13 protein-coding genes are annotated in these 14029 nt (G+C 57.2%); 12 read left to right on the forward strand and 1 reads right to left on the reverse strand.

The features are described from left to right. Positions 1-3 precede the first annotated feature (3 nt). The 12 genes from hpaD (at position 4) to ROR01S_RS14470 (ending at position 12487) form a co-directional block, all read left to right on the forward strand. On the forward strand, positions 4-861 hold the full coding sequence (gene hpaD, locus ROR01S_RS14415) for a 3,4-dihydroxyphenylacetate 2,3-dioxygenase (protein ID WP_004857568.1): 858 nt from the start codon (positions 4-6) through the stop codon (positions 859-861). Between the two features lie 9 nt (positions 862-870). Further along, positions 871-1251 carry a 5-carboxymethyl-2-hydroxymuconate Delta-isomerase gene (locus ROR01S_RS14420; RefSeq protein ID WP_032716515.1) on the forward strand — a complete coding sequence of 127 codons (381 nt, stop codon included), beginning with the start codon at positions 871-873 and terminating at the stop codon, positions 1249-1251. A gap of 121 nt (positions 1252-1372) precedes the next feature. Beyond that, positions 1373-2176 (forward strand): 2-oxo-hept-4-ene-1,7-dioate hydratase, encoded by an 804-nt coding sequence (gene hpaH / locus ROR01S_RS14425; RefSeq protein ID WP_004857566.1) that lies wholly within the window; start codon positions 1373-1375, stop codon positions 2174-2176. A 10-nt stretch (positions 2177-2186) separates the two neighbouring features. Continuing rightward, positions 2187-2984, forward strand: a complete 798-nt coding sequence (hpaI, locus tag ROR01S_RS14430) for a 4-hydroxy-2-oxoheptanedioate aldolase (protein ID WP_004857565.1) — start codon at positions 2187-2189, stop codon at positions 2982-2984. Between the two features lie 21 nt (positions 2985-3005). Further along, complete coding sequence (hpaX, locus tag ROR01S_RS14435) at positions 3006-4364, forward strand: 4-hydroxyphenylacetate permease (protein WP_004857564.1); 1359 nt, start codon at positions 3006-3008, stop codon at positions 4362-4364. Positions 4365-4373: 9 nt separating this feature from the next. Beyond that, entirely contained in the window at positions 4374-5264 is an 891-nt protein-coding gene (gene hpaA / locus ROR01S_RS14440; RefSeq protein ID WP_004857563.1) for a 4-hydroxyphenylacetate catabolism regulatory protein HpaA, read from the forward strand. 348 nt (positions 5265-5612) lie between these two features. After that, complete coding sequence (hpaB, locus tag ROR01S_RS14445) at positions 5613-7175, forward strand: 4-hydroxyphenylacetate 3-monooxygenase, oxygenase component (RefSeq protein WP_004857561.1); 1563 nt, start codon at positions 5613-5615, stop codon at positions 7173-7175. Between the two features lie 19 nt (positions 7176-7194). Beyond that, positions 7195-7707, forward strand: coding sequence for a 4-hydroxyphenylacetate 3-monooxygenase reductase subunit (locus ROR01S_RS14450; RefSeq protein ID WP_004857559.1), 513 nt, complete (start codon positions 7195-7197; stop codon positions 7705-7707). Positions 7708-8042: 335 nt separating this feature from the next. Further along, positions 8043-10193 carry a pyruvate/proton symporter BtsT gene (btsT, locus tag ROR01S_RS14455; RefSeq protein WP_004857557.1) on the forward strand — a complete coding sequence of 717 codons (2151 nt, stop codon included), beginning with the start codon at positions 8043-8045 and terminating at the stop codon, positions 10191-10193. 98 nt (positions 10194-10291) lie between these two features. Continuing rightward, complete coding sequence (locus ROR01S_RS14460) at positions 10292-10495, forward strand: YbdD/YjiX family protein (RefSeq protein ID WP_004857555.1); 204 nt, start codon at positions 10292-10294, stop codon at positions 10493-10495. A gap of 11 nt (positions 10496-10506) precedes the next feature. Further along, positions 10507-11463 (forward strand): GTPase, encoded by a 957-nt coding sequence (gene yjiA / locus ROR01S_RS14465; protein ID WP_004857553.1) that lies wholly within the window; start codon positions 10507-10509, stop codon positions 11461-11463. A 478-nt stretch (positions 11464-11941) separates the two neighbouring features. Continuing rightward, complete coding sequence (locus tag ROR01S_RS14470) at positions 11942-12487, forward strand: YfaZ family outer membrane protein (protein WP_004857551.1); 546 nt, start codon at positions 11942-11944, stop codon at positions 12485-12487. A 61-nt stretch (positions 12488-12548) separates the two neighbouring features. On the opposite strand, the gene ROR01S_RS14475 is transcribed toward ROR01S_RS14470, so the two are convergent. Further along, positions 12549-13919, reverse strand: coding sequence for an NAD-dependent succinate-semialdehyde dehydrogenase (locus ROR01S_RS14475; RefSeq protein ID WP_064359603.1), 1371 nt, complete (start codon positions 13917-13919; stop codon positions 12549-12551). Positions 13920-14029: the final 110 nt, after the last annotated feature.

The following is a 14029-nucleotide window of genomic DNA, read 5'->3' on the forward strand; positions in this document are numbered from 1 at the left end:
CGCATGGGCAAATTAGCGTTAGCCGCCAAAATCACTCACGTGCCGTCAATGTATCTCTCTGAACTGCCGGGGAAAAATCATGGTTGTCGTCAGGCTGCCATCGACGGCCATAAAGAAATTGGCAAGCGCTGCCGAGAAATGGGCGTCGATACCATTATCGTTTTCGATACCCACTGGCTGGTCAACAGCGCCTACCACATTAACTGCGCCGACCATTTCAAAGGCGTCTATACCAGCAACGAACTGCCGCACTTTATCCGCGATATGACCTACGACTACGACGGCAACCCGGAGCTGGGTCAGATGATTGCCGACGAAGCGGTCAAACTGGGCGTGCGGGCGAAAGCGCACAACATCCCCAGCCTGAAGCTGGAGTACGGCACGCTGGTGCCGATGCGCTACATGAACAGCGATAAGCATTTCAAAGTGGTGTCGATTTCCGCGTTCTGCACGGTTCACGATTTTGCCGACAGCCGCAAGCTGGGCGAAGCCATCGTTAAAGCCATTGAAAAGTATGACGGTACCGTGGCGGTCTTCGCCAGCGGCTCACTGTCGCACCGCTTTATCGACGACCAGCGCGCCGAAGAGGGGATGAACAGCTACACCCGCGAGTTTGATCATCAGATGGATGAACGCGTGGTCAAGCTGTGGCGTGAAGGCAAGTTCAAAGAGTTCTGCACCATGCTGCCGGAATATGCCGACTACTGCTACGGCGAAGGCAATATGCACGACACGGTGATGCTGCTCGGCGTGCTCGGCTGGGATAAATATGACGGCAAGGTGGAGTTTATTACCGACCTGTTCGCCAGTTCCGGCACCGGCCAGGTCAACGCTGTGTTCCCGCTTCCGGCCCAGGCGTAAGGAGCCACCATGCCGCATTTTATCGCTGAGTGTACCGACAACATCCGCGAACAGGCTGATTTACCCGGCCTGTTCGCCCAGGTCAATCAGGCGCTGGCCGCTACCGGCATCTTCCCGCTGGGTGGCATCCGCAGCCGCGCCATCTGGCTGGACACCTGGCAGATGGCCGACGGCAGGCAGGATTACGCCTTCGTGCATATGACGCTGAAAATCGGCAGCGGGCGTAGCCTGGAGAGCCGTGAAGAGGTCGGCGAAATGCTGTTTGGGCTGATAAAAAGCCACTTCGCCGCTCTGATGGAGAGCCGCTATCTGGCGCTGTCATTTGAGATTGAAGAACTGCACCCGACGCTGAACTACAAACAGAATAATGTCCACGCCTTGTTTAAATAGCGCGCCACCGGGTCGACAACGGCCAGAACAATGTACCAACCGTAGGCCGGGTAAGCGTAGCGCCACCCGGCGCCGCGACACCGCGACACCGCGACACCGAACGAGGTAACAGGAAGCCACTATGCTCGATAAACAAACCCGCACCCTGATCGCCCAGCGACTGAATCAGGCCGAAAAACAACGTGAGCAGATCCGCGCGATCTCGCTGGATTATCCGTCGATCACCATTGAGGACGCCTACGCCGTCCAGCGCGAGTGGGTTGAGATGAAGATCGCCGAAGGGCGGGTGCTGAAGGGCCATAAGATCGGCCTGACCTCAAAAGCGATGCAGGCCAGTTCGCAAATTAGCGAGCCGGACTACGGCGCGCTGCTCGATGATATGTTTTTTCACGACGGTAGCGACATTCCGACCGACCGTTTTATCGTGCCGCGGATTGAAGTCGAGCTGGCTTTCGTGCTGGCGAAACCGCTGCGTGGTCCGAACTGCACCCTGTTCGACGTCTATAACGCCACCGACTATGTGATCCCGGCGCTGGAGCTGATCGACGCCCGCTGCCACAACATCGATCCGCAAACCCAGCGCCCGCGCAAAGTCTTCGACACCATCTCCGATAACGCCGCCAACGCCGGGGTGATCCTCGGCGGGCGGCCGATTAAGCCCGACGAGCTGGATCTGCGTTGGATCTCCGCCCTGCTGTACCGCAACGGGGTGATCGAAGAGACCGGCGTTGCCGCCGGGGTGCTCAACCATCCGGCAAACGGCGTCGCCTGGCTGGCGAATAAGCTGGCGCCATACGATGTCCAGCTGGAAGCCGGGCAGATCATCCTCGGCGGCTCGTTTACCCGCCCGGTACCGGCGCGTAAGGGTGATACCTTCCACGTCGATTACGGCAACATGGGCGCAATCAGCTGCCGCTTTGTGTAAGGGGAAGATGATGAATAACACGTTTAAAGAGGCGCTGCAGGCCGGACGGCCACAAATCGGCCTGTGGCTGGGGCTGTGCAGCAGCTACAGCGCCGAACTGCTGGCCGGCGCCGGGTTTGACTGGCTGCTGATTGACGGCGAACACGCGCCGAATAATGTACAAACGGTGTTGACCCAACTGCAGGCGATCGCCCCCTACTCCAGCCAGCCGGTGGTTCGCCCGTCGTGGAATGACCCGGTGCAGATTAAGCAATTGCTGGATATCGGCGCACAGACACTGCTGGTGCCGATGGTACAAAACGCCGAAGAAGCGCAGCTGGCGGTGAAAGCCACCCGCTATCCGCCGGCCGGTATTCGCGGCGTCGGCAGCGCCCTGGCGCGCGCTTCTCGCTGGAACCGCGTTCCGGACTATATCCATCAGGCCAACGATGCCATGTGCGTGCTGGTGCAGATTGAAACTCGCGAGGCGTTGAAAAATCTACCGCAGATTCTCGCGGTAGAAGGCGTCGACGGCGTGTTTATCGGCCCGGCGGATCTGAGCGCGGATATGGGCTTCGGCGGTAATCCGCAGCATCCTGAGGTGCAGGCGGCCATTGAAAGCGCCATCGTCCTGATTCGCGAGGCGGGTAAAGCCCCGGGCATTCTGATGGCCAATGAACAGCTGGCGAAACGCTACCTCGAGCTGGGGGCGCTGTTCGTCGCCGTCGGTGTCGATACCACCCTGCTGGCCCGCGGCGCAGAAGCGCTGGCAGCACGGTTTACCGACGCAATCACCACCACAACTGATAACAATAAATCCGTCTACTGAACGGATAATGTGGAGTGCATCATGACAACCTCTACCCTGCAACACAATGAAAATAAAGTCGTTGAAGTAGAAAACCGGGTGATCAAAAAGCTGTTCCGCCGCCTTATCACCTTCCTGTTCGTGCTTTTTGTTTTCTCATTTCTGGACCGCATTAATATCGGCTTCGCCGGGCTGACGATGGGCAAAGATCTCGGTCTGACCTCCACCATGTTTGGCCTGGCGGCGACGCTGTTTTACGTCACCTACGTGATGTGCGGGATCCCCAGCAATATCATGCTGGCGAAGGTCGGTGCCCGCCGCTGGATCGCCGGGATCATGGTGGTGTGGGGGATCGCGTCAACCTGTACGATGTTTGCCACCAACCCGCATACGCTGTATATCCTGCGCATGCTGGTTGGTATCGCTGAAGCCGGCTTCCTGCCAGGGATCCTGGTCTACCTGACCTGGTGGTTCCCGGCCTATCACCGCGCCCGCGCCAACGCCCTGTTTATGATAGCGATGCCGGTGACCATGATGCTTGGCTCTATCCTCTCCGGCTATATTCTGGCGCTTGATGGCCTGTGGAACCTGAAGGGCTGGCAGTGGCTGTTCCTGCTGGAAGGGCTGCCGTCGGTGGTGCTCGGCGTGGTGACCTGGTTCTTCCTCAACGATACCCCGGATCAGGCCAGCTGGCTGGATAAGGAGGAGAAGCAGGCGCTGAAAACGATGATTGCACGCGAGCGCGAAAGCGCCACCGTGATTCCAGCCTCCGGACGCTCTACCCTGCGGGAAGTGCTGACGCCGGCGGTGCTGATGTACACGCTCGCCTACTTCTGTCTGACCAATACCCTAAGCGCTATCAATATCTGGACTCCGCAGATCCTGCAAAGCTTCAACACCGGCAGTAGCAACATTGTGATCGGGATGCTGGCGGCGATTCCGCAGTTCTGTACGATTTTCGGGATGATCTGGTGGAGCCGGCGATCCGATCGGCGAAAAGAGCGCAAGATGCATACCATCCTGCCCTATCTGTTCGCCGCTGCCGGATGGCTGCTGGCCTCCGCCACCCACCACGCGCTGATCCAGCTGATCGGCATCATTATGGCCTCCGTGGGCTCTTTTACCGCCATGGCGATTTTCTGGACCACCCCGGATCGGGTGATCAGCCTGCAATCGCGGGCGGTGGCGCTGGCGGTCATCAACGCTATCGGCAATATCGGATCCGCCGTCAGCCCGCTGCTGATCGGTATTTTGCGTGATGCTACCGGTAGCTTTAGCTCCGGACTGTGGTTTGTCGCCGGACTGCTGGTCGTCGGCGCGCTGGTACTGACCCGAATTCCGATGAGTGCGCGGGAAGACGCCGCCGCTGAGGCAGGACTCGCCGCCCAGAAAAGTCATTAAGGAGTGCCCATGTGTCAGCCCTCAATCGCTAATATCGATATCAACAAAGATTACGATGAGAGTCTGGGGACCGAGGATGTGCACTATCAGTCGTTTGCCCGCATGGCGGCCTTTTTTGGCCGCGACATGCAGGCGCATCGACACGACCAGTACTTTCAGATGCACTTTCTCGATACCGGGCAGATTGAACTGCAGCTCGACGATCACCGCTATTCGGTGCAGGCGCCGCTGTTTGTCCTGACGCCGCCGTCGGTGCCGCACGCTTTTATCACCGAGTCCGACAGCGACGGGCACGTGTTGACCGTGCACGAAGATCTGATCTGGCCGCTGCTGGAGGTCCTCTATCCCGGAACGCGGGAAGCGTTCGGGCTGCCGGGTATGTGTCTGTCGCTGGCGGATAAACCCGATGAACTGACGGCGCTGGCGCACTACTGGCAGCTGATTAAACGCGAATCGACCGCGCAGCTGCCGGGGCGCGAACATACCCTGGCGCTGCTGGCGCAGGCGGTGTTCACTCTGCTGCTGCGTAACGCCAGGCTCGACGATCATGCCGCCAGCGGTATGCGCGGCGAGCTGAAGCTGTTTCAGCGCTTTAACCAGATGATCGACAGTCACTACCACCAGCACTGGGCGGTACCGGACTATGCCAACGAGCTGCACGTTACCGAATCACGGCTGACCGACATCTGCCGCCGCTTTGCCAACCGACCGCCGAAGCGGTTGATCTTCGACCGCCAGCTACGTGAGGCCAAACGGCTGCTGCTGTTTTCCGATAGCGCGGTCAACGAGATAGCCTGGCAATTGGGGTTTAAAGACCCCGCCTATTTCGCTCGTTTTTTTAATCGCCAGGTCGGCTGTTCGCCCAGCAGCTACCGTGCGCAAAAAGTACCGGTGTCTTAATTTCCCGCTGGCGCTACGCTTAGCGAAGCGACGGCCCGCAGGTCGGGTAAGCGCAGCGCCAGCGGCCGAAATACCGCCAGGGACATCACCCGGCCAGCGTAGCTACGCCGGGAAAAAGGCTGGCCTCTGCAGCGAAAACACCACCTCGATCACAGAACCACACTCCCCCTGAAAAGTACCTGCCGTTGTCGCAAACGTCCCTTCACGAATGACGCAATAACCGCTTCAATTGAACAACAAAAACAAAACATAAATTTAACATTAATGCCCGAAATCATTCGCAGGCAGCCACCAGACAGGCAGCCCGAAGCAGGACGGGATATTCCGATAAATACTGAAGAGGCCCCTATGAAACCTGAAGATTTCCGCACAGACGCGAAACGCCCGTTAACCGGTGAAGAGTACCTGAAAAGCCTGCAGGATGGCCGCGAGATTTACATCTACGGCGAACGCGTCAAAGACGTCACCACGCATCCGGCCTTCCGCAACGCCGCCGCCTCCGTCGCCCAGCTGTACGATGCGCTGCATAAACCGGAAATGCAGGACTCCCTGTGCTGGAACACCGATACCGGCAGCGGCGGCTATACCCATAAATTCTTCCGCGTGGCGAAAAGCGCCGACGATCTGCGCCAGCAGCGCGATGCGATTGCCGAGTGGTCGCGCCTGAGCTACGGCTGGATGGGCCGTACCCCGGATTACAAAGCCGCCTTCGGCTGCGCGCTGGGTGCGAACCCGGCTTTCTACGGCCAGTTCGAACAGAACGCCCGCAACTGGTACACCCGCATTCAGGAAACCGGCCTGTACTTTAACCACGCCATCGTCAACCCGCCGATTGACCGTCATAAACCGGCCGACGAAGTGAAAGACGTCTACATCAAGCTGGAAAAAGAGACCGATGCCGGGATCATCGTCAGCGGCGCGAAAGTTGTCGCCACCAACTCGGCGCTGACCCACTACAACATGATCGGTTTTGGTTCTGCGCAGGTGATGGGGGAAAACCCGGACTTCGCCCTGATGTTCGTCGCGCCAATGGATGCCGAAGGCGTCAAACTGATCTCCCGCGCCTCCTATGAGATGGTTGCCGGGGTCACCGGATCGCCGTACGACTATCCGCTCTCCAGCCGCTTTGATGAAAACGATGCGATCCTGGTGATGGATAAGGTACTGATTCCGTGGGAAAACGTATTGATCTATCGCGATTTCGATCGCTGTCGTCGCTGGACGATGGAAGGCGGCTTTGCGCGTATGTATCCGCTGCAGGCCTGCGTACGCCTGGCGGTCAAACTCGACTTCATCACCGCCCTGCTCAAACGCTCGCTGGAATGTACCGGCACCATGGAGTTCCGCGGTGTACAGGCCGATCTCGGCGAAGTGGTCGCCTGGCGCAATATGTTCTGGGCGCTGAGCGACTCCATGTGTTCCGAAGCGACGCCGTGGGTGAATGGCGCCTGGCTGCCGGATCACGCCGCGCTGCAGACCTACCGCGTGATGGCGCCGATGGCCTATGCCAAGATCAAAAATATTATCGAACGTAACGTGACCAGCGGCCTGATCTACCTGCCATCCAGCGCACGCGATTTGAACAACCCGCAGATCGACCAGTATCTGGCGAAATACGTTCGCGGCTCCAACGGCATGGACCACGTTGAACGTATCAAGATCCTCAAGCTGATGTGGGACGCGATCGGCAGCGAATTCGGCGGCCGCCACGAGCTGTATGAAATCAACTATTCCGGAAGCCAGGACGAAATCCGCCTGCAGTGTCTGCGTCAGGCGCAAAGCTCCGGCAACATGGACAAAATGATGGCGATGGTCGACCGCTGCCTGTCCGAGTACGACCAGAACGGCTGGACGGTGCCACACCTGCACAACAACTCTGATATCAATATGTTGGATAAGCTGCTGAAGTAATTCGCAGCGGGAGGTCACAATGCAATTAGATGAACAACGACTGCGTTTTCGCGATGCCATGTCCAGCCTGTCGGCTGCGGTCAACGTCATTACCACCGAGGGTGACGCCGGCCGCTGCGGCATCACCGCCACCGCCGTGTGCTCGGTCACCGATACGCCGCCGTCGGTCATGGTGTGTATCAATGCCAACAGCGCGATGAACCCGGTATTCCAGGGCAACGGCAAACTGTGCGTTAACGTGCTGAACCATGAGCAGGAAGTGATGGCCCGCCATTTCGCCGGCATGACCGGGATGGCTATGGAAGACCGCTTTAGCCTCTCCTGCTGGCAAAAAGGGGCCCTGGGACAGCCGGTTCTGAAAGGGTCGCTGGCCAGCCTTGAAGGGGAGATAAGCCAGGTACAGACCATCGGTAGCCACCTGGTCTATCTGGTCGAGATCAAGAACATCACTCTGAGCCAGGAAGGCCATGGGCTGATTTACTTTAAGCGCCGTTTCCATCCGGTGATGATGGAAATCGAGGTCGCGGTATAACGTTCTGCCACCTTCGCTTCTGACATTCTCTTTTCTGTGCCCTGTTCTCTGTTCTCCTCTCTTTTTCCTCTCCCCTGCGGGGAGGAAAAAGAGGTGGAAAAAAATCTTGTGATCTCAATCACATGTTTACCCGCTGCTCATTTCCTGCCCAACCGCTTATCCCGCCTGGCAACCGCTTAACCCCACATATAACCACTCACAGATTTACCCAACTTTACGCGCGCGGAGTTCTGGCAAGATCGTCTCCAGCATAGCTAACCAATACCTCCTCAAACCCTAACTTAAACCCAGACGGCTTCGGCCCATTATTCATCTTATTAACGCCAGGTTTTACTATGGATACTAAAAAGTTATTCAAGCACATACCCTGGGTGATTCTTGGAATCATCGGGGCATTTTGCCTCTCAGTCGTCGCTCTGCGCCGCGGTGAGCACGTCAGTGCGCTGTGGATCGTGGTGGCGTCAGTTTCCGTCTACCTCGTCGCCTACCGTTATTACAGCCTGTATATCGCGCAAAAGGTGATGAAGCTCGATCCTACGCGTTCTACGCCGGCGGTGATTAACAACGATGGTCTGAACTACGTCCCGACCAACCGCTACGTGCTGTTCGGCCACCACTTTGCCGCTATCGCCGGTGCCGGTCCGCTGGTGGGTCCGGTTCTCGCCGCGCAGATGGGCTACCTGCCGGGTACCCTGTGGCTGCTGGCGGGGGTGGTACTGGCCGGGGCGGTACAGGACTTTATGGTGCTGTTTATCTCCTCGCGTCGTAACGGTGCCTCGCTGGGTGAGATGATCAAGCAAGAGATGGGGCCGGTTCCGGGTTCCATTGCGCTATTCGGCTGCTTCCTGATTATGATCATCATCCTCGCGGTGCTGGCGCTGATCGTGGTAAAAGCGCTGGCAGAAAGCCCGTGGGGCGTCTTCACCGTCTGTTCGACCGTCCCGATCGCCCTGTTTATGGGGATCTATATGCGCTTCCTGCGCCCGGGTCGCGTGGGTGAAGTGTCGGTGATTGGTATCGTCCTGCTGGTGGCTTCCATTTACTTCGGCGGCATCATTGCCCACGACCCGTACTGGGGTCCGGCGCTGACCTTTAAAGACACCACCATCACCTTTACCCTGATCGGCTACGCGTTTATCTCCGCGCTGCTGCCGGTGTGGCTGATTCTGGCGCCGCGTGATTACCTCGCGACCTTCCTGAAAATCGGCGTTATCGTTGGCCTGGCGCTGGGCATCGTGATCCTCAACCCGGATCTGAAAATGCCGGCGGTCACCCAGTACATCGATGGTACCGGTCCGCTGTGGAAAGGTGCGCTGTTCCCGTTCCTGTTTATCACTATCGCCTGTGGCGCGGTATCTGGCTTCCACGCGCTGATCGCCTCCGGCACCACGCCGAAGCTGCTGGCTAATGAAACCGACGCCCGCTTTATCGGCTACGGCGCGATGCTGATGGAGTCCTTCGTGGCGGTGATGGCGCTGGTTGCGGCGTCGATCATCGAGCCGGGCCTCTACTTCGCGATGAACACCCCGCCGGCAGGCCTGGGCATCACCATGCCGAACCTGCACGAAATGGGCGGTGAAAACGCCGCGTTGATTGCCGCACAGCTGAAAGATGTGACCGTCCACGCCGCGGCGACCGTCAGCTCCTGGGGCTTTGTGATTTCACCTGAGCAGATCCTGCAAACGGCGAAAGATATCGGCGAGCCGTCGGTACTGAACCGCGCGGGCGGCGCGCCGACTCTGGCCGTTGGTATCGCTCACGTGTTCCACAAAATCATGCCGATGGCGGATATGGGCTTCTGGTACCACTTCGGTATTCTGTTTGAAGCGCTGTTTATCCTTACCGCGCTGGATGCCGGTACCCGTGCAGGCCGCTTTATGCTGCAGGATCTGCTGGGCAACTTCGTGCCGTTCCTCAAGAAAACCGACTCGCTGGTGGCCGGCATTATCGGTACCGCGGGCTGCGTCGGACTGTGGGGCTACCTGCTGTATCAGGGCGTGGTCGACCCACTGGGCGGCGTGAAGAGCCTGTGGCCGCTGTTCGGTATCTCTAACCAGATGCTGGCCGCCGTGGCGCTGGTGCTTGGTACCGTGGTACTGGTCAAAATGCAGCGTACTAAATACATCTGGGTTACGGTGATCCCGGCCGCATGGCTGCTGCTGTGCACCACCTGGGCGCTGGGTCTGAAACTGTTCAGCACCAACCCGCAGATGGAAGGCTTCTTCTTCATGGCTCAGCAGTATAAAGAGAAGATTGCTTCCGGCGGCGAACTGACCGCGCAGCAGATTGCTAACATGAACCATATCGTGGTGAACAACTACACTAACGCCGGTCTGAGTATTCTGTTCCTGGTGGTGGTTTACAGCATCATCTTCTACGGCATCAAAACGTGGCTCAACGTGCGTAACAACAAAGTCCGCACCGACAAAGAGACCCCGTACGTGCCGGTACCGGAAGGCGGCGTGAAAACCTCTTCCCATCACTAAGCCTTAATACCGGATAGCGCTACGTTTATCCGGTCTGCAAAGGTCCTGTAGGCCCGGTCAGCGTAGCGCCACCGGGCTTTTTCTATCTGGAACTCACGATGTTTGGTAACTTAGGCGAAGCAAAAAAATACCTGGGTCAGGCAGCCAAAATGCTGATTGGCATTCCGGACTACGACAATTACGTCGAGCATATGAAAGCCAACCATCCGGATAAGCCTTACATGACCTATAACGAATTCTTCCGCGAACGCCAGCAGGCCCGCTACGGCGGCGACGGCAAAGGCGGCGTACGCTGCTGTTAATGGAGGCAAACATGGCACCGATTGCAGTCACCCTGTTGACCGGGTTTCTTGGCGCGGGTAAAACCACCCTGCTGCGCCATATTCTTAACGAACAGCACGGCTTTAAAATCGCCGTTATCGAAAATGAATTTGGCGAAGTCGCCGTTGACGATCAGCTGATTGGCGACCGCGCCACGCAGATCAAAACCCTGACCAACGGCTGCATCTGCTGCACCCGTTCCAACGAGCTGGAAGACGCGCTGCTCGACCTGCTCGACAGCCGCGATCGCGGCGACATTGATTTTGACCGGCTGGTGATTGAGTGCACCGGCATGGCCGACCCTGGCCCGATTATTCAGACCTTCTTCTCTCATGAGATTCTCTGCGAACGCTATCTGCTCGACGGGGTGATTGCGCTGGTGGATGCGGTCCATGCCGACCAACAGATGAACCAGTTCACCATCGCCCAGTCGCAGGTGGGCTACGCCGATCGTATCCTGCTGACAAAAACGGACGTGGCGGGCGACAGCGACAAGCTGCGCGAACGGCTGGCACGGATCAACGCCCGGGCGCCGGTTTATACCGTAGTCCACGGTGATATCGACCTGAGCCAGCTGTTTAATACCAGCGGCTTTATGCTGGAAGAGAATGTCGTGAGCAGCGTGCCGCGCTTCCACTTTATCGCCGATAAGCAAAACGACGTCGCGTCTATCGTGGTCGAGCTGGATTACCCGGTCGATATCAGCGAAGTGTCGCGGGTGATGGAAAACCTGCTGCTCTCTTTCGCCGAACAGCTGATGCGCTACAAAGGGATGCTGTGGATTGACGGCGAGCCAAATCGCCTGCTGTTCCAGGGCGTCCAGCGCTTATACAGCGCCGACTGGGATCGCCCGTGGGGCGATGAAGCGCCTCACAGCACGCTGGTGTTTATCGGCATTAATTTGCCGGAAGAGGAGATTCGCGCGGCGTTTGCCGGCTTGCGCAAATAACGGTTTGGGCGTTCCCTCTTCCTGGGGGAGAGGGGCAACGCGAGGGCATCAGGCGGTACAAAATTCCTTTCGGGTATCACGATAAATAATGTTCCCTTCGGTGTACTTCCAGACGATGGCTTCATGATGCAATTCAGGCTTTCACTTAAGATATTAGAGTCAGTTTTAATCACAAAAATGTAAATTTAAGTATTTACTTATAACTATAGAAATATTTCTGGAAATTATTAGAAAGCAAATTAGTTCAGCCCCAATCAATATCTCCCCTCTGTTCAATTGCTGTTTAGGCAAAAAATTAAACTGACCCTAAACGGCAAAACGTTAATCGTTGACGCGGCGACAAGGTAACGCATTCACAACATCAAAAAAGTTTTTCAATAACATTTACGGTATAAAACATCGATTAACATCACATTTGCAGCCGTAAATATCACCTGTTAGGGTATCTGCAGATTAATTTGATGACGAGGCATAAACCATGAAAAAGCTCAATATCCTTATCCTTTCTGCGCTGACCGCAGTTTCCGGCTCCGCAATGGCGATGGGCTTTACCGTCGAGCAGGGGAAAAACTTTACCAACCTTAATATGGAACTGGGTAAATCCTCCTCCGGTCTTTATGCCGAAAGTCACTGGCTCAAAAATACCGACGATGGTACTCAGACCGGCGGCGTTGGCGCAGGTTATAACCTGGAAGTTGGCCCGGTGATGCTGAATGCCGGCGCGAAAGCCATCTACCTTGGGCCGAAAAAAGGCGATAACGGCGTGGCGTTCCCAATCGGTGGCGGCGTTAACGTTGCGCTGACCGACAGCATCCACGTATTTGGCGAAGGTTATGCCGCGCCGGAAGGCCTGAATAACAGCGTGAAAAACTACGTTGAAGCCAACGGCGGCGTGAGCTGGACTCCGATTACCCCGGTAACGCTGAAAGTGGGTTACCGTCACGTGAGCGTCGACGGGAAAGACGGCCGTCCAAACCACACCCTGATTGACGGCGCCTATATTGGCGGTGGTGTCACCTTCTGACCCGCCGATAAGCGTAAAAAAACCTGCCATCCGGCAGGTTTTTTCTTTTAGCATCCTAATCTTACCGGCGAATCACCACCAGCTTCTGGTTCACAAACTCTTTAATCCCCAGATCGGACAGCTCGCGGCCAAAGCCAGAGCGCTTCACGCCGCCGAACGGCAGCTCCGGCGCGGTATCGGTTAACCAGTTGATATAGACCATCCCGGTTTCGATCCGCGACGCCATCCGTTTCGCCCGTTCGATATCCTGGCTGAACACGGCGCCCCCCAGACCATAGTGCGAATCGTTCGCCAGCTTCACCGCCTCGTCGTCGTCCTTCACTACGTAGATTTGCGCCACCGGGCCGAAAAACTCTTCAAAGTACGCCGGGTTATCGCGAGTAATGCCGGTCAGTATGGTTGGCTCGAAAAAGCTGCCTTCCCGCGGCGCCGGTTTGCCGCCCAGATGCACTCTGGCGCCGTTTTTCACCGCCTCATCCACCTGTCTGGTCAGCGTTTCCAGCGCATCTTTCGAGGAGAGCGGACCCAGCGTCGTACTCTCGTCCAGCGGATCGCCGATTTTCACCTGGCGGAAGGCTTCAGTAAATTGGCTCAAGAACTGGTCGGCAATTTTTTCGTGCAGGATAAAACGTTTCGCCGCAGTGCACACCTGACCGGCATTGTTGAGCCGTGCCTGTACGCCAGTCTTCACCGCCTTCTCCAGACTGGCATCGTCCAGTACCACAAACACATCGTTGCCGCCCAGTTCGAGGGTTGCCTTTTTGATGTATTTTGCCGCCTGGGACGCCACCACGCTGCCGGCCTTTTCCGAACCGGTCAGCGCCGCCCCCTGGACGCGATCGTCGGCAATAATTTTCGCCACCTGCTCCTGGGAGATAAAGAGGTTGGTCCACGCGCCGTCCGGCGCTCCCGCCTCACGCACCAGATGGGCGAAGGTCTCCGCACAATGCGGAACGATGCTGGCATGTTTGGCGATAACCGGGTTCCCCGCCGCCAGATTTGGCGCCAGTACCCGCATCAGCTGGTAGTAAGGAAAGTTCCAGGGTTCCACGGCCATCAGCACGCCGATGGGATGGTGTTCAACCCAGGCCTCGCCGATGGCGGAAGGATATTTCACCGGAGCCAGAAACGATTTCGCATTATCGGCATAGTAGCGGGCGATTTGCGCACAGAGCTTCACCTCGCCGCGGCTTTGCGCAATCAGTTTCCCCATCTCCTGACTGGCGATTTTCTCCAGTTCTTCAACCCGGCTGTCGATCAGATCCGCCAGCCTGTGCAGAACGGGTAAACGCCGGTCGATATCCCCCTTCGACCACGCGGAATGGTAGAGCGCATCCGCCTTCTGCAGCGCCGCTTCGACGTCCGCATCGCTGTGCGCAGCATACTGTTTAATCAGCTGATTATTTGCAGGATTCACCGTCTGATAAGCCATATCGTATGTCTCCTTGTTATCGCTATTTACGTAGTCATAAAAACTACTCAGGGTATTAAGGTTAGTAGAGATGGCTGGGCATGAAGGTAAAGTTAGGTATTTACGGAGGA

Origin of the sequence: Klebsiella ornithinolytica NBRC 105727 = ATCC 31898 (assembly GCF_001598295.1) — a bacterium.
GTDB lineage: Bacteria > Pseudomonadota > Gammaproteobacteria > Enterobacterales > Enterobacteriaceae > Klebsiella > Klebsiella ornithinolytica.

Bases quoted from the DNA above. Each gene is read 5' to 3' on its own strand.
- ROR01S_RS14470 (WP_004857551.1), top strand. From the start codon at position 11,942: ATGAAAAAGCTCAATATCCTTATCCTTTCTGCGCTGACCGCAGTTTCC.
- hpaD (WP_004857568.1), top strand. From the start codon at position 4: ATGGGCAAATTAGCGTTAGCCGCCAAAATCACTCACGTGCCGTCAATG.
- ROR01S_RS14460 (WP_004857555.1), top strand. From the start codon at position 10,292: ATGTTTGGTAACTTAGGCGAAGCAAAAAAATACCTGGGTCAGGCAGCC.
- btsT (WP_004857557.1), top strand. From the start codon at position 8,043: ATGGATACTAAAAAGTTATTCAAGCACATACCCTGGGTGATTCTTGGA.
- hpaA (WP_004857563.1), top strand. From the start codon at position 4,374: ATGTGTCAGCCCTCAATCGCTAATATCGATATCAACAAAGATTACGAT.
- hpaX (WP_004857564.1), top strand. From the start codon at position 3,006: ATGACAACCTCTACCCTGCAACACAATGAAAATAAAGTCGTTGAAGTA.
- ROR01S_RS14450 (WP_004857559.1), top strand. From the start codon at position 7,195: ATGCAATTAGATGAACAACGACTGCGTTTTCGCGATGCCATGTCCAGC.
- ROR01S_RS14420 (WP_032716515.1), top strand. From the start codon at position 871: ATGCCGCATTTTATCGCTGAGTGTACCGACAACATCCGCGAACAGGCT.
- hpaB (WP_004857561.1), top strand. From the start codon at position 5,613: ATGAAACCTGAAGATTTCCGCACAGACGCGAAACGCCCGTTAACCGGT.
- yjiA (WP_004857553.1), top strand. From the start codon at position 10,507: ATGGCACCGATTGCAGTCACCCTGTTGACCGGGTTTCTTGGCGCGGGT.
- hpaI (WP_004857565.1), top strand. From the start codon at position 2,187: ATGAATAACACGTTTAAAGAGGCGCTGCAGGCCGGACGGCCACAAATC.
- ROR01S_RS14475 (WP_064359603.1), bottom strand. From the start codon at position 13,919: ATGGCTTATCAGACGGTGAATCCTGCAAATAATCAGCTGATTAAACAG.
- hpaH (WP_004857566.1), top strand. From the start codon at position 1,373: ATGCTCGATAAACAAACCCGCACCCTGATCGCCCAGCGACTGAATCAG.